This is a genomic window from Streptomyces sp. NPDC054813 (assembly GCF_053611365.1).
This window is the reverse complement of the sequence record NZ_JBSHAF010000005.1, coordinates 154,270-178,284: the sequence shown is the minus strand read 5'-3', so window position 1 is coordinate 178,284 and position 24,015 is coordinate 154,270. Positions and strand designations below refer to the sequence as shown.

The 24,015-nt window shown below is 67.9% G+C and carries 27 protein-coding genes and 3 pseudogenes; 15 read left to right on the top strand and 15 right to left on the bottom strand.

Annotation, left to right across the window (positions count from 1 at the left end; translation table 11 throughout):
* Positions 1-114 precede the first annotated feature (114 nt).
* Positions 115-981 (bottom strand): AbfB domain-containing protein, encoded by an 867-nt coding sequence (locus ACWGJB_RS11725; RefSeq protein WP_453380024.1) that lies wholly within the window; start codon positions 979-981, stop codon positions 115-117.
* A gap of 273 nt (positions 982-1,254) precedes the next feature.
* Between ACWGJB_RS11725 and ACWGJB_RS11720 the strand changes: the two genes are divergently transcribed.
* The 5 genes from ACWGJB_RS11720 to dapD all read left to right on the top strand — a co-directional run bounded on the left by ACWGJB_RS11720 (position 1,255) and on the right by dapD (position 4,941).
* Entirely contained in the window at positions 1,255-1,575 is a 321-nt protein-coding gene (locus tag ACWGJB_RS11720; RefSeq protein WP_453380023.1) for a DMT family transporter, read from the top strand.
* A complete protein-coding gene (locus tag ACWGJB_RS11715) occupies positions 1,575-2,111 on the top strand; it encodes a TetR/AcrR family transcriptional regulator (protein ID WP_453380022.1) in 537 nt (178 codons plus the stop codon). Before ACWGJB_RS11720 ends, ACWGJB_RS11715 begins: the two co-directional genes overlap by 1 nt.
* A 118-nt stretch (positions 2,112-2,229) precedes the next feature.
* Positions 2,230-2,835 (top strand): RNA polymerase sigma factor, encoded by a 606-nt coding sequence (locus ACWGJB_RS11710; RefSeq protein WP_453380021.1) that lies wholly within the window; start codon positions 2,230-2,232, stop codon positions 2,833-2,835.
* A 2-nt stretch (positions 2,836-2,837) separates the two neighbouring features.
* Entirely contained in the window at positions 2,838-3,818 is a 981-nt protein-coding gene (locus ACWGJB_RS11705; protein ID WP_453380020.1) for a CU044_5270 family protein, read from the top strand.
* Between the two features lie 133 nt (positions 3,819-3,951).
* On the top strand, positions 3,952-4,941 hold the full coding sequence (gene dapD / locus ACWGJB_RS11700; RefSeq protein ID WP_453380019.1) for a 2,3,4,5-tetrahydropyridine-2,6-dicarboxylate N-succinyltransferase: 990 nt from the start codon (positions 3,952-3,954) through the stop codon (positions 4,939-4,941).
* A gap of 238 nt (positions 4,942-5,179) precedes the next feature.
* On the opposite strand, the gene ACWGJB_RS11695 is transcribed toward dapD, so the two are convergent.
* Positions 5,180-5,935 carry a GntR family transcriptional regulator gene (locus ACWGJB_RS11695; protein ID WP_453380018.1) on the bottom strand — a complete coding sequence of 252 codons (756 nt, stop codon included), beginning with the start codon at positions 5,933-5,935 and terminating at the stop codon, positions 5,180-5,182.
* A 78-nt stretch (positions 5,936-6,013) separates the two neighbouring features.
* On the opposite strand from ACWGJB_RS11695, the gene ACWGJB_RS11690 reads away from it, so the two are divergent.
* On the top strand, positions 6,014-6,298 hold the full coding sequence (locus tag ACWGJB_RS11690; RefSeq protein ID WP_453380017.1) for a hypothetical protein: 285 nt from the start codon (positions 6,014-6,016) through the stop codon (positions 6,296-6,298).
* Between the two features lie 587 nt (positions 6,299-6,885).
* Entirely contained in the window at positions 6,886-7,200 is a 315-nt protein-coding gene (locus ACWGJB_RS11685) for a hypothetical protein (RefSeq protein WP_453380016.1), read from the top strand.
* 207 nt (positions 7,201-7,407) lie between these two features.
* Here ACWGJB_RS11685 and ACWGJB_RS11680 read toward each other — a convergent pair whose 3' ends face one another.
* Genes ACWGJB_RS11680 through ACWGJB_RS11670 form a run of 3 tightly spaced genes read right to left on the bottom strand, consistent with a single transcriptional unit; the run spans position 7,408 to position 8,760 of the window.
* The gene (locus tag ACWGJB_RS11680) at positions 7,408-7,647 is read right to left on the bottom strand and encodes a hypothetical protein (RefSeq protein ID WP_453380015.1); all 240 of its coding nucleotides are present in this window, start codon (positions 7,645-7,647) and stop codon (positions 7,408-7,410) included.
* Complete coding sequence (locus ACWGJB_RS11675) at positions 7,644-8,138, bottom strand: hypothetical protein (RefSeq protein ID WP_453380014.1); 495 nt, start codon at positions 8,136-8,138, stop codon at positions 7,644-7,646. The genes ACWGJB_RS11680 and ACWGJB_RS11675 overlap by 4 nt, the downstream gene beginning before the upstream one ends.
* Positions 8,139-8,190: 52 nt before the next feature.
* Positions 8,191-8,760, bottom strand: coding sequence for a hypothetical protein (locus ACWGJB_RS11670; protein WP_453380013.1), 570 nt, complete (start codon positions 8,758-8,760; stop codon positions 8,191-8,193).
* 470 nt (positions 8,761-9,230) lie between these two features.
* Here ACWGJB_RS11670 and ACWGJB_RS11665 point away from each other — a divergent pair.
* Positions 9,231-10,012 (top strand): IS5 family transposase gene (locus ACWGJB_RS11665; RefSeq protein WP_453380274.1). Its coding sequence is split into 2 segments (ribosomal slippage): positions 9,231-9,548 and positions 9,551-10,012, totalling 780 coding nucleotides; the frame shifts between segments, so codons are not numbered across the junction.
* Between the two features lie 64 nt (positions 10,013-10,076).
* Here ACWGJB_RS11665 and ACWGJB_RS11660 read toward each other — a convergent pair.
* A complete protein-coding gene (locus ACWGJB_RS11660) occupies positions 10,077-10,241 on the bottom strand; it encodes a hypothetical protein (protein WP_453380012.1) in 165 nt (54 codons plus the stop codon).
* A gap of 263 nt (positions 10,242-10,504) precedes the next feature.
* Here ACWGJB_RS11660 and ACWGJB_RS11655 point away from each other — a divergent pair, with 263 nt between their 5' ends.
* Positions 10,505-10,834: a hypothetical protein gene (locus ACWGJB_RS11655; protein ID WP_453380011.1), complete on the top strand. Its 330-nt coding sequence runs from the start codon at positions 10,505-10,507 to the stop codon at positions 10,832-10,834.
* 138 nt (positions 10,835-10,972) lie between these two features.
* On the opposite strand, the gene ACWGJB_RS11650 is transcribed toward ACWGJB_RS11655, so the two are convergent.
* The 4 genes from ACWGJB_RS11650 to ACWGJB_RS11635 form a co-directional block, all read right to left on the bottom strand.
* Positions 10,973-11,431 (bottom strand): hypothetical protein, encoded by a 459-nt coding sequence (locus ACWGJB_RS11650; protein ID WP_453380010.1) that lies wholly within the window; start codon positions 11,429-11,431, stop codon positions 10,973-10,975.
* 66 nt (positions 11,432-11,497) lie between these two features.
* Positions 11,498-11,899 carry a hypothetical protein gene (locus tag ACWGJB_RS11645; RefSeq protein ID WP_453380009.1) on the bottom strand — a complete coding sequence of 134 codons (402 nt, stop codon included), beginning with the start codon at positions 11,897-11,899 and terminating at the stop codon, positions 11,498-11,500.
* 42 nt (positions 11,900-11,941) lie between these two features.
* Entirely contained in the window at positions 11,942-12,487 is a 546-nt protein-coding gene (locus tag ACWGJB_RS11640) for an SCO4402 family protein (RefSeq protein ID WP_453380008.1), read from the bottom strand.
* Positions 12,488-13,188: 701 nt separating this feature from the next.
* Positions 13,189-14,448, bottom strand: coding sequence for a DUF4041 domain-containing protein (locus ACWGJB_RS11635; RefSeq protein WP_453380007.1), 1,260 nt, complete (start codon positions 14,446-14,448; stop codon positions 13,189-13,191).
* A gap of 500 nt (positions 14,449-14,948) precedes the next feature.
* Between ACWGJB_RS11635 and ACWGJB_RS11630 the strand changes: the two are divergent.
* Positions 14,949-15,065, top strand: a pseudogene (locus ACWGJB_RS11630) (IS630 family transposase); the annotation flags it as partial.
* 36 nt (positions 15,066-15,101) lie between these two features.
* Here ACWGJB_RS11630 and ACWGJB_RS11625 read toward each other — a convergent pair.
* Positions 15,102-15,599, bottom strand: coding sequence for an N-acetyltransferase family protein (locus ACWGJB_RS11625; RefSeq protein ID WP_453380006.1), 498 nt, complete (start codon positions 15,597-15,599; stop codon positions 15,102-15,104).
* 286 nt (positions 15,600-15,885) lie between these two features.
* Positions 15,886-16,221: a hypothetical protein gene (locus tag ACWGJB_RS11620; RefSeq protein WP_453380005.1), complete on the bottom strand. Its 336-nt coding sequence runs from the start codon at positions 16,219-16,221 to the stop codon at positions 15,886-15,888.
* 261 nt (positions 16,222-16,482) lie between these two features.
* Between ACWGJB_RS11620 and ACWGJB_RS11615 the strand changes: the two genes are divergently transcribed.
* The gene (locus ACWGJB_RS11615) at positions 16,483-17,211 is read left to right on the top strand and encodes a hypothetical protein (RefSeq protein WP_453380004.1); all 729 of its coding nucleotides are present in this window, start codon (positions 16,483-16,485) and stop codon (positions 17,209-17,211) included.
* 155 nt (positions 17,212-17,366) lie between these two features.
* On the opposite strand, the gene ACWGJB_RS11610 is transcribed toward ACWGJB_RS11615, so the two are convergent.
* On the bottom strand, positions 17,367-17,813 hold the full coding sequence (locus tag ACWGJB_RS11610; protein ID WP_453380003.1) for a hypothetical protein: 447 nt from the start codon (positions 17,811-17,813) through the stop codon (positions 17,367-17,369).
* 164 nt (positions 17,814-17,977) lie between these two features.
* Here ACWGJB_RS11610 and ACWGJB_RS11605 point away from each other — a divergent pair.
* Positions 17,978-19,512 (top strand): annotated as a pseudogene (locus tag ACWGJB_RS11605) (ISL3 family transposase).
* Positions 19,467-20,180 (top strand): annotated as a pseudogene (locus tag ACWGJB_RS11600) (tyrosine-type recombinase/integrase); the annotation flags it as partial. The pseudogenes ACWGJB_RS11605 and ACWGJB_RS11600, both read left to right, overlap by 46 nt.
* A 90-nt stretch (positions 20,181-20,270) precedes the next feature.
* Here the strand turns inward: ACWGJB_RS11600 and ACWGJB_RS11595 are convergent.
* Positions 20,271-20,780: a hypothetical protein gene (locus ACWGJB_RS11595; protein ID WP_453380002.1), complete on the bottom strand. Its 510-nt coding sequence runs from the start codon at positions 20,778-20,780 to the stop codon at positions 20,271-20,273.
* 141 nt (positions 20,781-20,921) lie between these two features.
* Between ACWGJB_RS11595 and ACWGJB_RS11590 the strand changes: the two genes are divergently transcribed.
* Entirely contained in the window at positions 20,922-21,482 is a 561-nt protein-coding gene (locus ACWGJB_RS11590; protein WP_453380001.1) for a SigE family RNA polymerase sigma factor, read from the top strand.
* On the top strand, positions 21,479-22,696 hold the full coding sequence (locus tag ACWGJB_RS11585) for a WD40 repeat domain-containing protein (RefSeq protein ID WP_453380000.1): 1,218 nt from the start codon (positions 21,479-21,481) through the stop codon (positions 22,694-22,696). Before ACWGJB_RS11590 ends, ACWGJB_RS11585 begins: the two co-directional genes overlap by 4 nt.
* Here the strand turns inward: ACWGJB_RS11585 and dapA are convergent, their stop codons facing one another.
* A complete protein-coding gene (gene dapA, locus ACWGJB_RS11580; RefSeq protein WP_453379999.1) occupies positions 22,697-23,617 on the bottom strand; it encodes a 4-hydroxy-tetrahydrodipicolinate synthase in 921 nt (306 codons plus the stop codon).
* Positions 23,618-24,015: the final 398 nt, after the last annotated feature.

The window sequence follows — 24,015 nt, the reverse complement described above, 5'->3', positions numbered from 1 at the left end:
ACCACCCCCCGCGGGCGCGCGGCGCGCGCGGGCTCGATCACTCCGCGCCCCAGCCCGGCGCGCGGGCCCGCGGCCGGCCGCCGCCCCGCCCCCCCCCCCCCCGCTTTCGCGTGTTCAGGCCAGGGGGTCCACCAGGCGGAACGCGGAGTCCGCGCGGTAGAGGTCGCTGTTCTGGTAGGAGACCAGTTTCAGCTGGAAGTTCTGGTGGCGCAGGAAACGGCCGGGGTAGTTCACCGACTCCAGCATGACCGCGCCGGAGTAGGCCGAGGTCCGGGCGCAGAAGGTGGCGTCCTGGTGGAAGAGGGACGAGCCGTCGCTGCGGTCGGCGCGCAGCACGAAGTTCCGGTGGCGCAGGTACTTCCCGTCGGACGTCCTGAACGAGTAACAGGAGCTGTTCGCGAGGCCCTTGACGACGGTGAACGTGGAGTCCTCGCGGGACTCCGAGCCACGGACCGGGTCGAGCTTCACATAGCCGTCGCTCACCTGCCAGTAGCGGTCCGGGTAGTTGACCGAGCGGACCGACCTGTGGGTGGGGGACTGCGGTGTGGAGCCGCCCGAACCACCCGAACTGCCCTTGGAAGGCGTGGACTTGGTGGGCTTCGCGCTGGACGGCGAGGTCTTCGGAGTGGTGCCGGGCGCCGCGGCCGACGCCGGCGCGGAGGCGGACGAGGTCGGCGAAGTCGTCAGCATGCCCGACTTGTCCTTCGCGGGGGTGGCCGGTCCCGTCGCCGTCGGCGAGGCGAAGGAGAGGAGGCCGGGGCCGCGGTCGAGGGCCGCGTCGGCCGGCGAGGGAGGCGGGGCCGACGCCTGGTCAGGAGTGTTGCTGCTGACGGCTATCGCGGTGACGCAGGCGACGACCGTGGCGATCGCCAGCGTGCCGGCCAGCCAGAGTCTTCGCGTTCCGGGAGCCCGGGAGGTGTCGGGGGCCCAGCCGTTCTCCCAGGAGGGATGCGGCGGGGGTTTGGGGGTGGTTTCTGGCATGCGCGTTTCCTCCAGCGGCGCCAAGGCAGCGGCAGCCGGGGGTGTGAGGGTGGGGTGGGTGAAAGGTGAAGCACTGGTGGATCACCGAGGTGCACACACTAGTGGAGTCGTGTGGCCGCGGGGAGCCGTTTCAGCTAGCGGTTTCTATGAGAGTTAAACATCTTCGTGTGGCGTTACGGGAGTTCAAGCGCGGATCTCGGCGCCCTGTCGTGGGGCGCGCTGCGGCGCGACCGTTGTGTACGGTCGTACACAACGGTGCGTACACTCGTACACATGGGATACCTGACGCTCGCCGGCGCCATAGCCGCCGAGGTCGCCGCGACGACGGCGATGAAGTACAGCGAGGGCTTCAGCAGACTCTGGCCCTCACTGGTGACGGCACTGGGATACGCGGTGTCGTTCCTGCTCCTGGCCGCGACGCTGAAGACCGTGTCGATCGGCACGGCGTACGCGATCTGGTCCGGAGTCGGCACCGCGGCCATCGCCGTGCTCGGCCTGCTGCTGTTCGGGGAGGGGCTGAGCCCGGTCAAGGTCGCCGGGATCGTGCTCATCATCGGCGGAGTGGTGGTCCTGAACCTGGGAGGCGCGCACTGATGCCACGCCGTTACGACCCCGAACGCCGGCAGCGGATCATCGAGGCGGCGATCCGCGTGGTGGGGGCGAAGGGGCTCGCCGGGCTCTCCCATCGCTCCGTCGCCGCCGCGGCGGACGTACCGCTCGGCTCGACGACGTACCACTTCAAGACCCTCGACGAGCTGATGGTCGCCGCGCTGCGGCAGGCCAACGAGGGCTTCGCCAAGGCGATCGCCTCGCGCGGCGGACTGGACGACTCCTCGGCGGACCTCGCCACCGCCCTCGCCCGGATTCTCGGCGACTGGCTGAACGGGGACCGTACCGCGGTGGAGCTGGAGTACGAGCTCTACCTCGCCGCCCTGCGCCGCCCCGCCCTGCGCCCCGTCGCCGCCGAGTGGGCCGACGACCTCGCCGAACGGCTGGCACGGCGCACCGACCCGGTCACGGCGCGGGCACTGGTCGCGCTGATGGACGGGATCTGTCTGCAGGTGCTGCTGACGGGGACGCCGTACGACGAGGGGTACGCGCGGGAGGTGCTGGGGCGCGTGATTCCCTGAGCGGAACGCGTCTGCCGCTCCCCTTCCCGCCGAGCCGGCCGGGGCACCGTGAACCCTCCGGCGGCCATCGGGGAACAAGGGGTGACACGCACGCACCGACGAACCAGGGGGAGCCCTCGTGAGCGGACCGCCGCCGGCCACGGCACAGGCGGGGGACGACGCGGAGACCGTCGCCCAGTCACTGGAACAACCGGAGCTCTTCGCCCGGCTCTACGATCGCTACGCGCCCGACATCCACCGGTACGCGGCGCGCAGGCTCGGCGACACCGCCGCCGACGACATCACCGCGGACACCTTCCTCGTCGCCTTCCGGATCCGCTCCCGCTACGACCTCAGGCGCCCCAACGCGCGCCCCTGGCTGTACGGCATCGCGGGCAACCTGATCGGCAAGCAACGCCGGGCCGAGGTGCGGGCGCTCAAGGCGCTGGCCCGCACCGGGCACGACCCCCTCGCCGAGTCCTGGAGCGAGTCCTGGGTCGAACACACCGACAACCGGATCGACGCGCAGGGCCCGCTCGCCGGCGCCCTCGCCGCACTGACGGCGGGCGACCGGCACGTCCTGCTGCTCGTCGCCTGGGCCGACCTCACCTACCAGGAGGTCGCCGAGGCGCTGGACATCCCGGTCGGCACGGTCCGCTCCCGGCTCAACCGGGCGCGGCGCAAGGTACGTACGGCGCTGGGCGCCGATCCGGCATTCGTGGGCGACACCGCGGAGGTGGTATAGCGATGGACGAGATGACCGAGGTGCGCGCGCTGCGCGCCCACGCGCCGGTGCCCGACCGGGCCCGGCTGGCGGCGGGGCGTGCCCTGCTGACCGACGCGGTACGGGCCGGGGAGCGGCGCCGGGCCGGGTGGTGGCGGCGGGAGTTCGTGATCGTCGCGGTCGTGGCCGCGGTGACCGCCGTCGCCGTCACCGCCGCCCTGCTGGTGGGCGGGGGCGGCACGGCACGCAGGGTGCGGCCCGCGACGCCGGACATCGACCTGAAGGGGATGAGCGCGCACGACTTCCTGGAACGGGCGGCCGACGCGCTGGACAAGCAGCCGGCGGCCACCGAGCCCACCGGGAAGCAGTGGATCTACACGAACGTGGTGCCGGTCCCCGACGGAGAGTCAAGCGAGCGCTGGGCCCGGTACGACGGCGAACTGCGGGCCTATTACCCGGCGGCCGACGATCCCAGGCTCACCGTCGGCCCGGCAAATCCAGGGGGCAAGGAGCTGGATGTGTACCCATCGCCGCGTGCTGTGTACCGGTTCGTGGCCGCACTGCCGGCCGACGGCGAGGGGACGCTGCGGGCACTCCGTGACTGGAACGCCATCAGCAACGATGGAATGAAGGGGGCCGGGGGCCAGGCGTGGGACGACTACATGGAGATCAGTACCCTCCTCCGTTATAGATTCATGCCGCCCGCGGGGCTGGCCTCGCTGTACCGCGCCCTTGCGCTCCTGGTCGAGGGGAACGTCACCGACCACCTGGTCGGCACGGTCACCGGCCGTAAGGCCGTCGCCCTGACGAACTACCTCGCCGTGGACGACCCGGACCTGCCCCAGAACAAGGCCGAGCGCAGGCCCAGTCTGGTGAAACAGACGCTGATCGACCCGCGGACCTACCACGTCGTGGGCTGGCGCCAGTTCATGGACGGCAAGGTCGTCGACACCGACGAACTGGTCACGATGGCGGTGGTGGACAAGGCCGGCGAGCGCCCCTGACCCAACTCCCCGATCCCGGGCGGCCCGCACCACGGGGGAGTGCGGGCCGCCCGGCGCGTCTTCACGGCCCGCCCCCCGAGACGCCCCGCACGCTGGTTCGCCTCCCTGGCCCCCGGCCGGTTAGGTTGCCCTCATGACCGACACGACTGCTCTTCGTCCCACCGGCGCCGTGGCCGCCGGGCTCGCCACCATCGCCGCCGACGGCACCGTTCTCGACACCTGGTTCCCCGCCCCCGCGCTGGTCGCCGAGCCCGGCCCGGCCGGCACCGAGACGCTCTCCGCCGAGCAGGCCGTGGAACTCCTCGGCGAGGGAGCGGCCAAGGCGATCGGCCCGGACCCCCGCCGCAACGTCGAGGTCCTCGCGGTCCGCACGGTCATCGCCTCGATCGACGAGAAGCCGATCGACGCGCACGACGTCTACCTGCGTCTGCACCTGCTCTCGCACCGCCTGGTCAAGCCGCACGGCCTGAGCCTGGAGGGCCAGTTCGGCTTCCTCGCCAACGTCGCCTGGACCTCCCTCGGCCCGGTCGCCGTCGACGAGATCGAGCAGGTCCGGCTGAACGCCCGCGCCGAGGGCCTGCACCTCCAGGTGACCTCGATCGACAAGTTCCCGCGGATGACCGACTACGTCGTCCCGAAGGGCGTGCGCATCGCCGACGCCGACCGGGTACGCCTCGGTGCGCACCTCTCCGAGGGCACGACCGTCATGCATGAGGGCTTCGTCAACTTCAACGCCGGCACGCTCGGCACCTCGATGGTCGAGGGCCGTATCTCGGCCGGTGTCGTGGTCGGCAACGGCTCGGACATCGGCGGCGGCGCCTCCACCATGGGCACGCTGTCCGGCGGCGGCAACGTGATCATCGCCATCGGCGAGCGCTGCCTGGTCGGCGCCGAGGCGGGCGTCGGCATCGCGCTCGGCGACGAGTGCGTGGTCGAGGCCGGCCTGTACGTCACCGCGGGCACCCGGGTCACCATGCCCGACGGCCAGATCGTCAAGGCCCGCGAGCTGAGCGGCGCCTCCAACATCCTCTTCCGCCGCAACTCGGTCACCGGCACCGTCGAGGCCCGCCCGAACAACGCGGTCTGGGGCGGCCTGAACGAGATCCTGCACAGCCACAACTGACCATCGGCGGCCGTGACCTGCGGCCGCCTAATCGATCACCGCTCTGACCTGCTGCTGAGCTGTCGGCAGTTGTCGACGTTGGTCATCACTGAGCGCCCTTCCACGGCCCGAGGACGGCCCGGGGGAGGGCGCTCACGTGCTTTCCCGGGCGGACACCGGCCTGTCTCTTCCCACTCCGAGCCACCATCAGCATCCACTGGAGCAGCAGCGAACTTGTCGGCTTCGGCGGGGCTGCGGGTTATCGATGGATGGGGATCTCGTAGACGATCTCGCAGTGGGCGGCGGGCACGATGATGTCCGCGGTCTCGACGGGGCGTCCCTGGTCGCTGTAGTAGGTCCGCCGGATGTGGGTGACGAGAGCGGCCTTCTGGATGCCGAGGAGTGAGGCTTCCTCGGCGGTGGCCTGCCGGGGCTCGGGCTGCTCCACGGTGTGGCTGACGGTGATCCCGATGGCGGCCATGCGGTTGACGACGCCTGTCCCGGCGTGCGGGCCGCCTTCGGGGAGGACGACGAGGGTGCCGGCGGTGAGGTCGTAGGGCTCCCAGCTCGTGGAGAGCTGCACGGGCCTGCCGTCGGCCAGGAACTCGTACGAGGTCCGTACGCACAGGTCGCCTTCGGCGATGCCCAGCCGTGCGGCGATGTCGGCGGGGGCGGGCACCTTGGCGTCGGTCCGGCTCTCCCAGTCCCCTTGCTTACCGAGGGCCTTCATGTCCGCGCGGAACGGCGACCCGTGGGGCTGCTCGCGCGCCGAGGACCGGACGACCCGCACGCGTTGCCGTGGCTCGGCAACGTACGTACCTGATCCGGCTCGCCCTTCCAGCACGCCCTGTGAGATCAGCAGTTCCTGCGCGCGGCGGACGACGTTCTCGCCCACGCCGCACTCCTGGCCGATCTGCGCGCGGGAGGGGAGGCGGTCCCCCGGCTCCCACACGTGCTCCGCGATCCGCCGCCGGAGTTCGTCGGCGATGCGGAGGTAAGGCGGCTGCTCAGACATATGGAAAATCTAGTCCACTAGCTCTAATCTAGTTAACTAGCTTCACTGAAAGTGATCGCTGGTGACGGAGGCTGCCCTGTGCCCGCTTCGGGAGTTAGCGCGGCAGCCATCGCCGCCCGGCTGTCCGCCGTCGGGCTCCCCACGCGCGTGGAGGAACGCGCCGGCTTCACGTCGGTCGAAGCGGAGTTACCGGAATCGCTCTCCACCGAGTCGTGGAGGGAGGTCCTGGAGGTGGTGGCCGAGGCCGATCGCTTCGGTCTCCACGCCACCAGTCTGAACGGCCGCACGCTCTGGGCGGTCGTCCGCAAAGCGGTCCCCACGGCGGGCGATGCCGGGGGACCGAGCCACAGCGATAGGAGCTGATTCAGCGTGCTCAACCGTATCCGCCGCGCCGTCGCCCGCACCAGGGCGCGGTACGTCCCCAAGGGCAGGCACCGCCGCCGCTTAGCGCCGTCCCGGCCGTTGAGTGCCCCTGCCTCCTCTTCACCCGTTGACAGGCCGACGGTCGCTCTCGGACTGGTCCGCCGCTGGACGAGTCACCACTACCTGCTGAGAGGCGAGGACGTGGCGCTCGTACGCCCGTACGTGCTGGTCGGGGAGAAGCGAGTACGGCGCCACCCGATGGATGTTGCGGTCACCAACGCGTCGGCGAACACTCGGTCGGTCTTTCTGGGAGTTGGCTGATGCTTCCTCGACAGCAACTGCACGGCCCTGACGCCTCGACCGTCCGCCTACCGCTCGACTGCCTGCCGTGTCGGCACGCACCACGAGTGCGCTGAGTCTTCTCCGGCTTTGGCGCCGATCGACGTTCCGCTGATCTACGAGGCGTGCGACTGCTCGTGCCACACGGTGCCTGACCTCGGCTCTCAGGGAGTTGAAGCGGAGAGCAACTGGAGGCTCGGTGGTTCGTCGACATCCGACACCGACTATCGAGAGGCCGGCGCGTAGACATGACGGCACAGAACGGGCTGAGGCTTCTTCCCTGGGCGGGGCCTGGGGGTAAGCCGTGCTACCTGAGCACCGATGACGCGGAAGGCTTCATGTCCCGCCTTGCGGACCACATCGAGGCGATACAGCTCGGCATGGCATCCGAACTCCTGGAGCAAGCGACTCCGGTACTCGATGACGAGACAGCGAATGGGGAGGAGTTGAGCCTTATCGCCGCTCAGTTGGCCGGGGCATTGCGAGACGTGCTGCGCGTGGCCACCAGCCGCGGAAACCGCCATACGGCCGATTCGGACGAGGAGACGGAATCCGGCTTGTAACGCCCGCAGCGCAGAGATCCTTGCGCCGACTGAGTGGATGGAGCTGAGACCAGGGTGGGACGACCCTCAAGAGGCCGGGGCGTCCCACCCTGTACACCTTCTGATCCGTCGCTGTGTAGAGATCGGTCATTGGAGGTCATGCGGCTGCCGAGAGGGGCGGGACGGTCGATGCTGGGTGTTGACGGTTGCTGGGGTTGCTGGACCGCATCACAGATCCACTCGGGTCTCCGTCTCCTGGCTCCCCTGCCGCAGCACGACGTGAGCCGGCCTGAACGGCAGACCGCGAAGGGTCGGCTCCATCACCTTGAAGAGCGCCTTCGCATCCGCCCCGTAACCTTGCATCTTAAACCAGCAAGCCGTCAGGTCCACCACCAATCCTGGCTGGGTACACCTCCCGGATTTCCCAGCCAGGCGATCTGCCATCATTTTCACATTCTCGTTTGTCATTCTCTTTCCAGGAGCTCGCCAAGCCCTGGGTACATCCAGATCTTAAACGGGACGAACTGATGAAATATCAGAAGAGCCAAAATAATCAACCCACCCTTCACATCCACCCAGAGCAGCAGCCATATCCCGATCAGGGTCAGAGGAACGAAGAGGAATGCAAACATGCCAACACGCATGGAATACTGCCGCTTCGCCTGCTTTCGCACTCGCGAGGTGAGGCGTGTGCCATTACTCCAGGTCAGCACGCCAGTATAAATATACGTCTCCTCCTCTCGGTTGGTCGCTGTGTTCAGCGTGACGGCCGATACTCTGCCATTTATGCAGCTCAGAGGAACAGCCCCGGGGACGTCAGCTAGGATCGCTCTCACTTTCCGCAGAAACAGGATGGCGCGCATGTTGCCGAATGACAGTAAAATTAGAATCAGATTGAGCACCAGTGAGGCGACACCCAAAATGACGGCGCCTAGAAGATAATTCTCAACTCCGTGCACAGCTCACCACTCATTTCTGTCGTCACATGATGTGCGGTCAATCTCCGTACGTTCAGTTCCCGTGAAAGAAATTCTCGATCATCTTTACGAGTCCTTCCCCCTGATTATTTTTGTGATGAGATCCCTGGTTGGACATGTCTGGTCCGTCCCCAGAGCTGTGGGAGGAACCTGCCGAGTGATGAGAATCCGTCACGTTCGCCACCATCCAGTCCCAGAAACCAGTGACTTCCGCGTCAGCTTTGTCTCCCACGATTCCGGAGGCCGCAGCGGCCAGCGTCCACAGCGCCAACGTCTTCGCCGACGAACCGAGCGGCGGACGGGATCCGTTGTGGGCCAACGACACTGCGGTGAGAGCCGAACCGCCCCGGCGGGGATCGTTTAGATCGTGCAGAAGCGCCAGAATTCCAGCCGCGACGGGAACTGCGGCCAGGGCGCGGCTGAACTGCATGACAGTCATAGGAGAACCCTGATGGCGAGACACTCTTGCGTGCATCACGATCCGCGCCACCGGTTCGGATGTGATGCGCTGGAGCGCCTCAGCCCAGTCCTCCGGCAGCTTCGGGGCCTCGACGATGGGCCACAGAGCGAAGGTAGCGAAGTCGACGGCGACCTGTTCGGGCAACCTTCCCGCCCGCGGGGAAACCTCTCCCAATCCGTACCGGATGACGCCGCACGCAAGTAACTCCCTCAGCCGGTCAGCGCCTTGGCCGTGAGCCTCGCCCTCGCATGTCCTTCGCAGTTCTTGCAGCCGCCTGCGGAAGGCCCGCTGCTCCCGCCGCGACAACGGAACCCGACCTTGGAGGGCGGCGGACTCGTAATCTCGCCTCAATCGGTCGATCCACAACCGCATCTCGCTGAGACTCGGGGGCTGAGGTTCCGCTTCTGACATCGGTCCTCCAAGTACCGGACGTAGGAGCGGAGCTCATCATGGAGGAGTGGATGACCACTCCGCAGCAGAATCAGAGCTTTTTGGCACGCATCCCTGTATGACATCGATTAGAGCTCATAACACGATCTTGTTGAGGTGCGCTGGTCGGGCGGGACCGGTCTGATGATTCGGCCGTTCGTGATGCTGTGAGTACTCGACCGTGGATCGTGGACGACGACTTGTGGGCGCTGATCGAACCGCTGTTGCCGCCCTGGCCCGAGCAGTCGCCGGGTCCGCGTCCGGTGGCAGACCGGCGTTGCCTCCAGGGCATCCTCTACGTCCTCTATAACGACATAGCCTGGCAACTCCTGCCGCTGGAACTAGGGTTCGGCTCCGGACAGACCTGCTGGCGCCGCCTGGAGCGGTGGCAGCAGGCAGGAGTCTTCGACCAGCTGCACCGCATCCTGCTCGCCGAGCTGAACGCGGCCGGCCAACTCGACTGGTCACGGGCCTGCGTGGACGGCTCGCACGTCCGCGCGAAATAGGGGGTTCCGACACCGGTCCGTCGCCGGTCGACCGGCGCAAGACGGGCAGCAAACACCACCTGATCTGCGACGGACGCGGAACTCCGCTCAAGGTCATCACTACCGCGGCCAACGTGAACGACGTCACCCAGACCCTCGCCCTGGTCGACGGCATCCCGCCGGTGGCCGGGCGTCCCGGCAGACGCCCACAGGCCCTGCTCGGAGACAAGGGCTACGACTCCCATCCGAACCGCGAAGAGCTCCGCAAGCGGCGGATCCTGCCTGTCATCTCCCGCAAGGGCGCCCCGAACATCCAGGGCATGGGCAAGCGCCGTTACGTCGTAGAGCAGACCTTTGCCCTGCTCCACCACTTCGAACGACTCGCCGTTCGATGGGAACGCCGCACCGAACTCCACGACGCTTTCGTCTCTCTGGCCTGCAGTCTGATCTGCTGGCGACGCCTCAAAAGGGCCCGCTCATGATCGTGTTACGAGCTCGTAGGCGTACAGCACGGCTTCGCCTCCGCCGAACTCGTTCCCGTCCACTTCACCGACTCCCGCCGTCTTCGACGGCGGCCGTCATGGTGCGCTCAGCGTGAAAGATTGCCTCCCGCTCGGCACGCAATCCGTACTGGTCGTCGGTCAGCCGGTAGTGAGCAATGACGGCTTCTTCCGGTGTCTCCGGTTCGGGCATGTGAAAGAGGGTGTCCATGCGGGCACGATGCCACCAGCCTCTGACAACGCGCCCAGACCGTGCCAGCCGTCCATACCCGAGCCGACGCACGCTTTCCAACTGTGTTGGTGGGGTCTGGGGCATCGGACGGGGCCGTTCACCTGCGTTCATCGACGGCTGGTCGTGGGTCCGGCTACCGCCTTCGGTCTCGTCTGAACGGCCGTGAACGGCGCGGAATGAGACGGAAACTGAGACGGACAGCGGGGCCGGGCTCGCTAGCATCCTTGGTGTCGAGGAGGGGCATGGGACTGGTCCGCAAGGGGTCACGACGGATCGTGGTCGACGGCATGGTCTACCGCTGGCGGCTGCGAGGTAGGCCGACGTACTTCCAGGGCCTGGCATGGTCGCCGTGCACGTTCGCGGTCGAGCATGCGGACACCCCGGGGGCGACGCTGGTGGTCACCACCGACCAGCCACATCCGAGCAACTGGATCGGTCGCGAGGCCGACCCTGTGCTGCCCTCCGGTGTTGCCGCATCGGTTCGGCTTGCCCTGCGCGAGGGTTGGACTCCGACGGTTCCGGGCACCGCGTTCCGCCTCGACCTGTCCGGCGGCTTCACGCCTTCGCACTGAACAGAGCCGGAGAATCGTTAGGGCCTGTACCTGAGCCGATGACAGTCCGCCACGATGGCGGGTTCGCCGACCGATCAGGCGCGCGTGTGCCTCGTGGTACCCCTTACCGGCCTCCGCCACGCCTCCGTCGGCGGTTGGTCAACCACCGTAGCGGCTGCGCAAATCCTCGGTGATCCTCGACATCAGCCCTATCGCGCCTTGCGGTTGTATCTCCGCCAGCGGACGTTCCGTCTGGGGGTCGTAGGCAGTCAGCCCCGTTTCCTTCTCGACGATGGCTGAAAGGGCGAAGACCTTGCCGAGCACGACCGCAGCGTCTTCCCCTGCATGCCAGTAGGGCACGGTGATGCTTACCTCGTCACCGAAGACGGACAGGTCGATGCCGGTGCCCGAGTGGCTGAGGTCTCGCGACTCCTGTTCGTACTCCGTGATGTCCACTTCGCCCAGCAGCAGCCGGGCCTGCGGGACTATGCGTTCCCAAGCTTCAAGGAGGCGGGCAGGGATCGGCTCGCTGTGCTCGGCCGCGTCTTCCATCGCCTCCAGGACCTCATCCCAGGACTGCCCGTCGCGTCGGCTCAAGAAGTAGATGTCGTAGCTCATCGCGCGATCGTAGACACTCCTCTCGCTGGCCACAGTCGACCCTGATCTCTCACGACGAGGGGTCGCTCACCAGTCCCGCCACCGGTCCGTGAGCTCGTGCCGGCCGAGCCCGTGCCTGGCGGTCAGGGCCGCGACGTCGACTCCCTGCTCGGTAAGCGCCTCATCGATGTAGGCGCACAACTGCTCGCGCTCATCGGTTTCGAAGGCGCCCTCGTCGTGAGCCTCGTTCACGGCGTTCAGGGCCAGGATGACGCGCTCCACTGCAGCGAAGATCCGTGCGTCGTCTCCTTCGGTGAGCGTGGGCAACTCGGCCTCGAACACGTCGAGGACGGCATCGGTCTCCAGCAAGAGCTCTTCGGGGAACAACTCGACCATGCACGCGCAGTCGGGATCCAGGGTGCCGGCGGCAAGCTCCGCGGCCTCCTTGGCTATGCCACTGCGCCAGTTCGTCGTCGGTCTCTCTGCCATGGAGCGGACCGTACAGCGCAGGTCTGACAGCAAGACCCGTCTTCACGAGGGAACCTCACCTTGGGAAGCTAAGGGCGTTTGCGGGAGGTCGCCGAACCGACCTGTGGCGATGCCGTGTCGGAGCCTGAGTCTCCGCCGGCCTGCTCCCCGCTGTTCCCCGTGGTTCCCCGCCCGATCTGGCACGGGTCTGGCCGCGTCCTCAAGCAGCGTGGCAAGTTCTCGTAGGTCGTTCGTGACCATGACTTGAGCGAGGCGCCCGGCGATGGCCACGACGTCTGGCCAGGCAGATGACTGGAGATGCTCCGCGTTGGTGTCGTTGGGCGCCTCGGCTGCCGCAGCGTTGAGCGCGGCACCGAGCTCTCGCATGAGGACGACCTCTTCGTCACTTCGAAGGCTGACGCCGAGGTACCGCTCTGGCTCGTCGGCGTCGCAGAAGTCGTCGAAGAGTGTGTGGAAGACGTGGTCCAGATCTTCGAATGTCGACGGGTCGAGCCAGACGTCTCGCTGCCAGGATGGATTGGCCAGGGCCAGCACAACGGGTACGACGTGGACTCGGTGGTTCGCTATGAGTCGGGCGGCTTCGGTCACGAGTCCGAGCGTAGCGACCACTGCTGATGAGGCTCCGGCGCTCTCGGAGCACCGCTTTAGGAGTTCGATCCGAGTACGGCCCGGCAGGGTCGCTGCTCGATCTGGGCGTATGTGCTGGGCCGTGCATGGGTGCCCACGTCCGGTGCCGTTGATGTCACCTGTGGATGTCAGCCACGGTCAGCGCTTCTTGCGGATAGAGCGCTTCTTCGCCTTGGCTTCCTTCTCCTTGCGCTGAGCCACGCCGTATGCGGACCAGGGCCCTTGATGAACCGGACACCGAGACGTGCCGGTCACCACCTTCCGCCGGCACCGCCCCCCTGACTTGTTCGGTGCGCCACACGTCGCCACGCCGCTGCCTCCTCCGGGTCTCGCCCCGCAGTTCCTGAAGCTTCTAGGAACCGTGGCCGGTCTCCTGCCGACAGACAAGGCGCAGACAGCCCCTGTTGGTGCACGTGGGCGCACTCCGGCGCGCTATCAGCTTGGGAAGCTGCGGTCATTCGTGATCAACTTGCCCGCTGAGCTGGGTAAACGGCCGGGTTGTTGCCGCGTTGGTGGCGCTTGCTTTCACCGTGGCTCCCCGCTGTTCCCCGCTCGATCTGGTGCGGTTGTGGTGCGGAGCCGGCAGTGCGCAGAAACGGCTGTGGTTGAGGGAACCGGCGGCTCGATTGACACGCCGGTTCCTTCTGGCTGGATTGGACGGATCAGCTCGCTTGGCTGGCACGCCATTCCAGAGCCTGAGGCTCTTCCGTGAACTCGACGAGGTGCTGGCCGGCGTACCGTTGGAGGGCATCGCGCACCTGGGCCGGGGTGACGCGGAAGAACTCCTTTCGTGCGTTGACGCGGTTGACTCGTTGGTCCGCGAACTCCTGGTGCAGCTGGGACTCCAGACCGACCGCGTCCTTGCTGAAGATCAGTGCATGGACATCGAACCGGTACGGCACTGATGCACCGCTCAGCTCGTAGACGCGCTCCAATGGTTCCAGCCGCCGCGTCATCCCAATCTTGACCATCCGCTCGCCGAAGGCACCGATGTTGGAGATCACGTACACGTACCCGGCGCGGACGTTGGCGGCACGTGCCTCGACGGAACTAAGGGCCTCCTCGATCTCTGCGAGTTTGGCTTCCATCTCCGCTACGGCATCGGCGTCCCCACGTTCCCGGAGCCGCTCCAAAGCGACCTGGTAGTGACTCAGCTCTTTCTGGAGCTTCTCCCGCTCGCGGTCCAACTCCCGCTGCGCAGCGGCCTCTTCCTTCTCGCGTGCTCGGATCTCCCGTTGAGCTTCCTTCTCCTCCTCCTTCTTCTGCAGGAAGTCCGCAGTCAGCTGCAGCTCACGCACGCGGGCGTCGTGGTAGGCATCGGAGATGCGGATCTGCATGGTGGCGCCGAGCTTGGCAATGGTCTCCCGACTCTTGTACAGCCGGTCGATGAGCGAGCTCAGACGATGGGGGCGCATGGTCCGCACAGCGTAGTCCGCCTCGGCGTTGTATGCCCTGAGCATGAGCTTCGAGAAGTCCCGTACCATCTTGCGCCCGGCGCTGGCAGAACCGTTGACCGTCCAGTGCTGAACTGCGAGTACCGCTTGATCCGTCCGCGCAAGGTTCTTGATCTCGGCCTGTAGCGAGTCCAATCGAGTGCGGTAGGCAATGGCATCCTGCAACTGGTGTTGGTAGGCGTAGATTCCGACCTGCTGGAGCATCGCCGTTTCGTCGGTGGTGACAACCTGAGCCTGGACTTCGGCAAGTCGGCTGCTGGCCTGATAGGTGTCCTGCCGAATCTTCTCCGCTTCCTTCCGGGCACGGTCAGCGTCCTTGGAAGCCTTCTTCGCTTCCTCCTTCTCCCTCTTCACTTCTTCCCGGGCGCTTTGACGGATCTCCTCCGCTTCAGCTTCCGCAGCTTCGCGCAAAGCGGTGGCTTTCTCGCGCGCCATACGCAGGGCGCCGAGGACCTGGACGGTGTCCATGCCCTGCGTGCTCGCTATCCACCCTCGCAGTTGTTCGACCTCTTGGGCCTCGTCACGGCGACGTCTGCCGAACAGACCACCTCGGCGAGCCTGGGGCACGGGTGACTGTAGGGGTACAGCGGCCCGGTCGGTGTTCGAGCCGGGCGGCGCAGTTGGCGCGTCCTGGACACTCGTGACTTGCTCACGCTGTTGCGCGAAGCCAGTGCTGGCCTCAATGGGACTCACGCTACCGGTCGTGTCGGGCACCCAAAGCTGCCAACCTGGCGGCGGCGGTGGCCACGACGGGTCCGGATGCCAGCCGGGGGGCGGCATCCACCCAGGAGGCGGTGCCGGCCAACCTGGCGGCGAATTGAACCGATACAGCATCGAGCCCCCCAACCCGGTCTGTCCCCACAGACCGATACCAAATCCACTCTTCGTACCATCAAGAGCGCAGACAGTTAGTAGACGGAGGTTACTACCCCCTGACCGGGACCAGACCTGCGTCCTGTCTGCGCTAGCGCAACCAGAACCCCCGCCACCCCGACGTCCTGGCGGCACAGCCTCGCGAACGCGCCCGCATCCGCAGCGAGAAGGGCATTCACTGGGGCGGACGCCCCCTCGCCGCCGCAGCCTGACCAAGTGAGGGATCCCGCCGTACCCGGATGTGGAGATCAGACAGCGGCCAGGCTCTTCGCCATGACCCGCTCCCTGCCAACGCCATCGGGCAGAAGATCGCCGGGCTCACCCGTGTCCGTGAAACCGTGCCGCTCATAGAGCGCGGTCGCCTTGCGGTTGTCCGGCATGACGGACAACCGCAAGGTCGTGGCGCCGCGCTCCGCCCCCCACCGCTCGACCGCCTGGATCAGGTAGTCGCCCACGCCCTTGCCCCGAGCCGTTGGGTTGACCCACATCGAGATCAACTCCACGTTCCCTGCTCCCTCGCCCGGCACTCCGCTGGCCATGCCCACCGGAAGGCCGTCTAGGAGCGCGACGAGATCGTGCGCGCCAGGAATCGACAGACGGGCACGCCAGCGTTCCTCTCGGTCGCCGGAGCCCTGCCACTGGGCCAGCGTCGATCCGAACGCGTAGGGCGCCTCAGCAAGCGCGGCCAGTCGCAACTCCCGCCAAAGGGGCCAGTCGTCTGATTCCAAAGGGCGTAGTTCAAGCATGATCCAGACCCTGCCCGCCCGCCGGGGCGGGCAGCAAGCTGATTACAACCACGCAAACGAGGTCGCTCAGCCCTGCGACCAGCCGAAGCCGGGGAGCAGCGGTGACTCACGCACCCGCAGACCACGAGACCTCGGTGAACCTCTCCGGTCACGGCACTAGACCTTCTGATCCGTAGCTCTGGAGAGGTCGGTTATTAGAGGTCATACAGGCTGCGGGGAAGAGCGTGGCGGTCAGTGTTGGGTGCTGGCGGTTGCTGGGGTTGCTGTACTTCGTTGCTGTACCGCATCACAGATCCACTCGTGTCTCCGTCTCCCGGCTCCCCTGCCGCAGCACGACGTGGGCCGGCCTGAACGGCACACCGCGAAGGGCCGGCTCCATCACCTTGAAGAGCGCCTCCGCATCCGCCCCATAGGCGTACAGCACGGCTTCGCCTCCGCCGAACTCATTCCCATCCACTTCACCGACTCGCGCCTCTTCGACGGCGGCCGTCATGGTGCGCTCAGCGGCGAAGATCGTTTCCCGCTCGGCACGCGAGCCGTATTGGTCATCGCTCAGCCGATAGCGAGCAATGACGGCTTCTTCGTGTGTCTCCAGTTCGGGAAAATCAAAGAGCGTGTCCATGCGGGCACGATGCCACCAGCCTCTGACAACGCGCCCACACCGTATCGGCCGACCACGAGCGAGCCGACGCACGCTTTCAAACTGTGGTGTTAGAGAGCTGGGGTGCGTGCAGGGTCGCTCACCTGGGTTCAGGGGCGCTGGCCCGTGGACGGGAGCGGTCTTCTGGTCTCGGCTGAACGTCGGCGAACGATGGTGAACGAGACGGAACGGCCGAACCGCGAGCCCGGAGGCCGTGTCCGTCCTTCGTGCCATCATCCTCACGTGCTCAGGATCCCGGGATACGAAGAGGGCCCGGGCCCTCTGGTCCAGGACAGTGCCTACCTCAATGATCCGCTGTTCTGGCCCGTGCATCTTGGCACTTCGTTGCAGGGTGAGGACGCGCAGCGAGCTGCGTTCGGTGCTGACTGGGACGCGGCCATGGAGCTGTATCGCAGGCTGTCCTCCGAGCGGGAGTGGCCGGTGTTCAGCGTGCCGCTGTCCTCGGGGCACACCATTCACGCCGTCTACCGCAACATCGAGGGTGACCACGGGGTGGACTACCTGATACATCACCCAGCCTGGTCCGCAGCGGAATACCTTGCCGTGGATGACGGTCACTTCATGGGACCCGGTATGGCCTGGCCGGAGTTGCTGTCTGCTGCCCGACAGCCGGCCACAGAGGGCATTGCCGACCCCGATTCGCGGCTCTTGCTGCTCTTTCCGACACTCGGCGATGCGCGACTTCCCGACGACGCGGCCGCCACCCTGACTACCGCTCTCGCCGCTCTCACCTTGATCGAAGAGCCTGCCGAAGTGGCGGGCATGCTCCTGGAGAACCAGGGCCAATGGGCACCTGCTCACTGGAGACTGGCAGACGGCGTCTGGATCAGCGACGGTGGACACTCATACCGAAACCCCGGCAACGTCTTTGCTCTGCCCGGGGGACGCCTTCGGGAGATCAGTGACGCGCTGGACAGCAGGCAAGCGACAGTACGCCGGACATCCGACTGAAGCCCTCAGCTTGGGAAGCTGTGGGCATTTGGGGCCGGTTCGGGCGCTGACCTGGGCGAACGGCTGGTCTGCGGCCTCATCGGGCTGGGCTGCTTTCACCGTGGTTCCCCGCTGTCCCCCGCTCGATCTGGTGCGGTTGTGGTGCGGCGCGTCGCCTACGGACGCTCCAGATGCTTCCCGACGACACGGCTGCTGTGCTCGACGAACCCGTGCAACGCCGTGCGGTACCGGTCCCGTCGGGATTGGTACTCGGTCTCCTCCGCGTTTCCCCGGCGCCAGTACGCTCCCAGAGCCTGGCCAGCCTCATTGACCTCTCGTAGTGCGGTCAATAGGCCAGCATCCTGGGACAGGATCTGTATACGGGCAGTCGCCAGACGATGGCTGGCCAAGTCCCAGTCGACCACCCGGCCTTCAAGGTTCAACACGCGCTCTTCCCAGACCCGGTTGAGGAGATCTCCGCTGGAAGCCGCCACGTGAGCGCACGCCTCCATCAGCAACTCCACAGTCCTGGCACGTGCCTCACTACGCTTGCTTAGGTACTGCCCCAGCAGGGCGATTGCCGCACCAGTGGCGGTTGCCAGAAGGGTCCCCCATGCGTCCACGGGGGAAGGCTGCCCACCAACACGCTTTCCAACTGTGTTGGTGCCTCGCAGTGCCGCGTACAGGGCCGATCACCTGCGTTCACGGACGGTCGGGGGACTGTCCTAAAGATGGCTCTGTTCCGTAGTCGGTGGTGACGGCTGGTGACGGGCGTCGTTGACGTTGTATGCGAGATATCAACTCCCTTGCGGCAACGGTGTTTTCAGGGCTCTCGGCGCTGGTCATCGAGGATGTGGCGGACGCCGGCGAGATGATCCGGGTCTTGGCCCGGACCCGGATGTTCCCTTTCCCTGCCCGATGTGCGGGGTCCCGACGGGGAAGGTGCACGGATACCACGTCCGGACCGTTGCGGATGTGCCGGTCGATGGCCGCCGGGTCGTGGTCAACGTCCGGGTACGACGTCTGGTCTGCCCGGTCCTGGGCTGTCGGCGGCAGACCTTCCGCGAGCAAGTCCCTGGGCTGATCGAGCGACTTCAGCGCCGCACCACGCGTCTGACCAGCCAGGTCTCGGGCGTGGTTAAGGAGTTATGCGGCCGGGCGGCCGCCCGGCTCACCCGGTTACTGGCCGTGCCCGTATCGTTCGCCACCGCCCTGCGGGTGCTGCGGGGAATCCCCCCGCCGACGCTGCGGATCCCGAGGGTGATCGGGGTCGATGACTTCGCCCTGCGCCGCCGTCACCGCTACGCCACGATCATCATCGATGCCGAGACCGGGGAACGCGTCGATGTCCTGCCCGACCGCGAAGCCCCCACATTGGAGGCGTGGCTGCGCGGACACAAAGGGATCGAAGTCGTGTGCCGGGACGGCTCGGCCACCTACGCCGAGGCAATCCGCCGGGCCCTGCCCGACGCGGTGCAGGTCAGCGACCGCTGGCATCTGTGGCGGAACCTGTGCGACAAAGTTCTGGCCGAGGTCCGCGCCCACGCCCCCTGCTGGGCCACCGTCAACCCGCCCCGGCCCGGCGGCGTCCGCGAGCAGACCACCCGCGAGCGCTGGCATAAAGTCCACGCCCTCCTCGACTCCGGCGTCGGCCTGCTCGACTGCTCCCGCAGACTGAACCTCGCCCTGAATACCGTCAAGCGCTACGCCCGCATCCCTGAACCGCCCGCGGATCGCATCGCCCCCCGCTACCGGCCCACCCTTGTCGATCCCTACCGCGACCACCTGCGCCGACGCCGGTCCGACAACCCGGCCGTTCCCGTCACGCACCTCCTGCACGAGATCAGGGAACTGGGCTATACCGGCAGTGCCAACCTGCTGGTCCGCTACCTCAATCAGGGCCGCGCCGAAGGCGACCGCCCCGTGACAACCCCCCGCCGCGTCGCTCGGCTCCTGCTCACCCACCCCGAGCACCTGTGGACCAAGGACACCGACCTGCTCGGCCTCCTCATCGCGGCGTGCCCGGAGATGACCGAACTCGCCCGACTCACCGGCGAGTTCGCCGCGTTCCTGACCCCGGCCCAGGCCAACGACGACAAGCTCACCCAGTGGATCGCCACAGTCCGCACCGCTGGCCTGCCCCACCTGCACAGCTTCTGCAACGGCCTCGAACTCGACCGCGCCGCCGTGAACGCCGGCCTCACCCTGCCCCACCACAACGGCCGGACCGAGGGCGTCAACACCCGAACCAAGAAGATCATGCGGCAGATGCACGGCCGAGCAGGATTCGACCTCCTCCGTCACCGCATCCTTCTGCAATAAGGAGAACGCACAGTCACCACCGACTACAGAACAGAGCCAAGAAAAAGACACTCCCGTCCCTGGGGGCAGGCTGCGGACTCCGTCAGGGCGAGATCTTCGGCCTGGCCCTTGACGACATCGACTTCCTCGGCGGGACTGTGCGCGTCGTCCGACAGATCAAACTCATCCGGGGAGTACAGGCGATCTACGGTCCGCCCAAGGGTGGCAAAGAGCGTCACGTGCCACTCCCCGAGACGGTCTCCTTCGCGCTGGCGGCACACATCACGAAGCACCCGCCGGTAGAGGTCACGTTGCCTTGGAAGACCCCGGACGGCCCACCGGTCACGGCGTCGCTGCTGTTCGTCAACGCCCGGAGTCAGTCTCTCCACCGGTTCCGCTTCAACCGGTCCGTATGGCGTCCGGCGCTGACTTCCGCCGGCATACCCCTCGGCCGTGAGAACGGCATGCATGCCCTCCGTCACTTCTACGCCTCCGTGCTCCTGGACGCGGGGGAGAGCATCAAGGCTCTGAGCGAGTACCTCGGTCACCACGACCCGAGCTTCACCCTCCGGACGTACACGCACCTGATGCCGAACAGCGAGGCACGCACTCGGGCCGCCGTCGACCGGGTCTTCCGGGATCCGGAGAGCACCGGAGACGGCCCCGATACGGCCCAAGGGGCAAGTTGACCCCTTGACCTGCATCGCAATCAGACCAGCCACAACTGACCCGCCCGGTTTCTCGGGAAGAGCGCTCTCCGGCCCCGGGCGGGAGGGCGCTCAGTCGTCCTGGGGCAGGGATCCCCGGAACTCCGCCAGCGCGGCGAAGTCGCCCTCTCGCAGGCCGATCCGGGGGTCGACGTGGTGCAGCAGGGCGGGGCCGGGGTGGTGGGCGCGGACGTACCGCGTGTCCGGCGGGCTCTGCTCGTCGTCCACCCAGGCGAACGGCCGCCCCTCGGTGTACGAGACGATCGCCTCCGTCTTCCAGTGGACGCCGTCGGGCCGCTCCGCCAGCAGTCCCTTGCCGAAGTCGACGTAGGGCAGCTCGGGCAGGCCGACGACCGGGGCGATCCAGCGGTTGGCCTCGGCCATCCAGGTGGTCGCCCAGCACAGCTCGTAGCCGAGGGCGAGCAGTGCGGGGCCGTGGGACGGGTTCAGCCACACCCGCAGGGGGCGCCCGGGGCGGACGGTCGCCCGGATCGTCGTATAGCCCTCGGGGCGCCGCTCGGGCTGTGCCGCGTACGGGTTGAGGGGGCCGTCGACGTCCAGGAACAGCAGGGGGCGGCTCACGCGGACAACGTACGACAGCGGGGGCGCGCGGCGGTGGTGAATATTGCTCGCGCCGGACAGGCATAGTGGGGCCGCTCCACACGCGTCACCACGGTTACAGGGCCCGGACACGAGGTGGGCCCGGGGGAAGAGAAGGTGACGATGGATGCGGAACTGCAGGAGAGCTTCCGGGAGTTCGTGGACGGTCGGTCCTCTGCGCTGCTGAGGACGGCCGTGCTGCTGACCGGCGGTGACCGGCACGCGGCCGAGGACCTGCTGCAGAACGCCCTGATCAAGGCGGCGGGCCGCTGGCACCGCATCGACGAGCCCGAGGCCTATGTACGGCAGGTCCTCTATCGGCAGCAGATCGGCCGCTGGCGCCTGAAGTGGCGCCGGCGCGAACTCAGCGTCGCCGAACCCCCGGAGAGCCCACCGGCCCCCGACACCGCGTCCGCCGCCGAGCTCCGCCTCGTCCTGCGCACGGCGCTGTCCCGGCTCACCGCCCGCCAGCGCACGGTGCTGGTCCTGCGCTACTTCGAGGACCTGCCGGAGGCCGACGTGGCCCGGCTGCTCGGCTGCTCCGTCGGCACCGTCCGCTCCACCACCCACCGCTCCCTGGCCCGGCTGCGCGTCCTCGCACCCGAACTGGTCGCCCTCGCCCCGGACGCCGGCCGCGCACAGCCGCCGTCCCGTGACTACTCACCCATGGAGGTGCGGCCGTGAACGTCGAGGAACTCCTCCGGGACACCCTGCGCGAACAGGCCGCCGAACAATCGACGGCGGGACCGGGCTTCGCCGACCGGGTGCTGGCCGTCCGCCGGCGCCGCCGTACTCGCAGGCTCGCCTCCGCGGCCGCCGCGACGGCGGCCGTGATCGCCGTCGCGGTGGCGGTGCCGCTGCTGGACTCCGGGAAAAGCGATGTGCGTCCGTCCGGGGTCGTGCAGCGGAACGGGATCACCGGCCACCCGGACCAGTCGCCGCCGCGCGAGCTCATCGCGGCCGGGCAGACGGCGCTCGCCGCGTACTACACCTGGCGGACCGTGCCGCTGACGGACGACAAGGGCATCGGCGTACGCACGTACCGGCTGCTCGACCCGGGGACCGGCACCTACGTGAAGGACTCCCGGTGGGCCTTCGTCGCCGTCGCGCCGGGCCTGCGGACGGCCGCCGTGCTGGAGCAGACCCTGCCCGTCCGCCGGATCGGCCTGCTCGACCTCGCCACGAGGAAGGTCGAGCGGTGGATCCCGGTCGAGCACGGGGTCGGCGGACTCGCCTTCTCGTACGACGGGACCAGGCTGCTGGCGACGACGTACGACGAGAACCCCGATGCGCGCGCCAAGGTCCAGAGCTTCAAGGGCGGCTGGGACTGGGGACCCGCGTTCGCCACATCGAGCCGGACCGGCTTCTACGACATCGACGTGGCCTCCGGCAAGGCCACCTGGACCAGGGTCGTGTCCGACCGCGACACCCCCACGCGCGCGGACTTCTCCTACAGCCGCACCGGCGATCAGGTGTACGCGCAGGTCATCGGCGACCGGGACGGCAAGCAGCAGTTCTACGACCTCGACGGCGGCAGGATCGCCGCCCCGGCCGACGAGCGGTACCTGCGGACGGACGTCGGCGCACGGCTGTCCCCGAACGGCCGGCTCGCCGCGCTCGGTCTGACCAAGGAGGTCGCCCCCGGGAAGTCGTACTCCTCGATCCGCGACCCCCGCAGCGGCAAGGAGATCACCAAGGTCCGCGGCGGCGACCTGCTCGCCTGGGCCGACGACCGGCGGCTCATCGCCTGGGAGCGGGCCAGCGGCCTGGACGAGCTGTACCGGGCCCGGCTGGTGCTCGTGACGATCGGCAGCGACAAGATCGTGCCGCTGAGCGGAGTCCAGAAGGAGATGTACGACGCCCTGAAGGCGTGGCAGCCCGTCTTCGCCCGCCGCTGATCAGCCGGCCACGAGTTCCTCGTACACCGCCCGCAGTCCGTCGGCCGCCTCCCGGCCGGCGGACCGCAGCGGGGCCCGTACCGGCCCCGCCGGCCGGCCGAGCGCGGTGAGCAGCGCCTTCGACGTGACCGTGCCCGGCAGGCCCGCGGCCGTCATCGCCTCGATCAACGGCGTGGCCCGCCGCTGCAGTTCGGCGGCGCGGGCGGTGTCACCGGCGTCGAACGCGTCGAGGATCGCGGCGACCCGGCCCGGCACCACGTTCGCGACCGTGCTGACACAGCCCGCGGCGCCCACCGCGTACAGGGCGAGGATGTGCTCGTCGCTGCCCGCGTAGTACGCCAGCTCCGTGCGCGCCAGCACCTTCTGGGTGCCGAGGAAGTCGTACGAACAGTCCTTCACGGCCACGATCGCGGGGTGCGCGGCGAGCCGGATCAGCGTCTCCGGCTCGATACGGGTGCCGGTGCGGCCCGGGATGTCGTACAGCATCACCGGTAGCCCGGTCGCCTCCGCCACCTCCAGGAAGTGCGCCTCCAGCGCGTCCTGCGGCGGCCTGCTGTAGTACGGCGACACCACCAGGACGCCGTCCGCGCCCGCCTTCTCGGCCGCCAGCGCCAGCTCCACGGTGTGCCGGGTGTCGGCGGTGCCCACGCCCGTCACGATCGACACGTCCGCGCCCACCGCCTCCCGGACGGCCGTGATCAACTCCGCCTTCTCGGCGTCCGTGGTGGTCGGCGACTCGCCGGTGGTGCCGTTCAGCACCAGCCCGTCACAGCCCTCCGCCACCAGCTGCGCGGCCAGCCGCCTGGCGCCGTCGAGGTCGAGCGCCCCCGCTTCGGTGAACGGCGTGACCATCGCGCAGAGGGTGCGGCCGAAGGGACGGGAGGGGCGGGGCGAGCGGGCGGTGCCGGGTGGGTTCGTCATGGGGGTAGTCTCGGCAGCGCAACTGCTTAGCTCAACTTAATTCTTCTGTGGAGTACGTCTTAGAGATGCTAAATCGTCGCTCTCGGGGTCGCTGAGGAGCGGCCGACTGAGCCGCCGACCGGCTACAAGATCGCCCACCCGGTGCTGTCCCGGGACGGCACCCGGACCGGGTTCGCCCGGCCGGCCGGACACGGGCTGCGGGGGTGGTGGCCGGGGGTGCGGGGGCGGTCGCCGGGAAGCCCGTGCCGGTGCCGGGCGAGGGCTTCGGGGTGGCGGAACCGGTCGCGGAGGCGGCCCTGTTGCAGCTCGCGCAGCCCCCCCCGGCACAAAGAGTGGCCACCCCCGGCGCGCGGCGGGGGGGCGGGGCGGGGGCAGCGAGGACGCACCCCCCCCCACGC

Coding starts and splice junctions, on each gene's coding strand:
- ACWGJB_RS11725 (WP_453380024.1), bottom strand. CDS start 981: ATGCCAGAAACCACCCCCAAACCCCCGCCGCATCCCTCCTGGGAGAAC.
- ACWGJB_RS11720 (WP_453380023.1), top strand. CDS start 1,255: ATGGGATACCTGACGCTCGCCGGCGCCATAGCCGCCGAGGTCGCCGCG.
- ACWGJB_RS11715 (WP_453380022.1), top strand. CDS start 1,575: ATGCCACGCCGTTACGACCCCGAACGCCGGCAGCGGATCATCGAGGCG.
- ACWGJB_RS11705 (WP_453380020.1), top strand. CDS start 2,838: ATGGACGAGATGACCGAGGTGCGCGCGCTGCGCGCCCACGCGCCGGTG.
- dapD (WP_453380019.1), top strand. CDS start 3,952: ATGACCGACACGACTGCTCTTCGTCCCACCGGCGCCGTGGCCGCCGGG.
- ACWGJB_RS11695 (WP_453380018.1), bottom strand. CDS start 5,935: ATGTCTGAGCAGCCGCCTTACCTCCGCATCGCCGACGAACTCCGGCGG.
- ACWGJB_RS11685 (WP_453380016.1), top strand. CDS start 6,886: ATGACGGCACAGAACGGGCTGAGGCTTCTTCCCTGGGCGGGGCCTGGG.
- ACWGJB_RS11680 (WP_453380015.1), bottom strand. CDS start 7,647: ATGACAAACGAGAATGTGAAAATGATGGCAGATCGCCTGGCTGGGAAA.
- ACWGJB_RS11660 (WP_453380012.1), bottom strand. CDS start 10,241: ATGGACACCCTCTTTCACATGCCCGAACCGGAGACACCGGAAGAAGCC.
- ACWGJB_RS11655 (WP_453380011.1), top strand. CDS start 10,505: ATGGGACTGGTCCGCAAGGGGTCACGACGGATCGTGGTCGACGGCATG.
- ACWGJB_RS11650 (WP_453380010.1), bottom strand. CDS start 11,431: ATGAGCTACGACATCTACTTCTTGAGCCGACGCGACGGGCAGTCCTGG.
- ACWGJB_RS11645 (WP_453380009.1), bottom strand. CDS start 11,899: ATGGCAGAGAGACCGACGACGAACTGGCGCAGTGGCATAGCCAAGGAG.
- ACWGJB_RS11635 (WP_453380007.1), bottom strand. CDS start 14,448: ATGGACACCGTCCAGGTCCTCGGCGCCCTGCGTATGGCGCGCGAGAAA.
- ACWGJB_RS11625 (WP_453380006.1), bottom strand. CDS start 15,599: ATGCTTGAACTACGCCCTTTGGAATCAGACGACTGGCCCCTTTGGCGG.
- ACWGJB_RS11620 (WP_453380005.1), bottom strand. CDS start 16,221: ATGGACACGCTCTTTGATTTTCCCGAACTGGAGACACACGAAGAAGCC.
- ACWGJB_RS11590 (WP_453380001.1), top strand. CDS start 20,922: ATGGATGCGGAACTGCAGGAGAGCTTCCGGGAGTTCGTGGACGGTCGG.
- dapA (WP_453379999.1), bottom strand. CDS start 23,617: ATGACGAACCCACCCGGCACCGCCCGCTCGCCCCGCCCCTCCCGTCCC.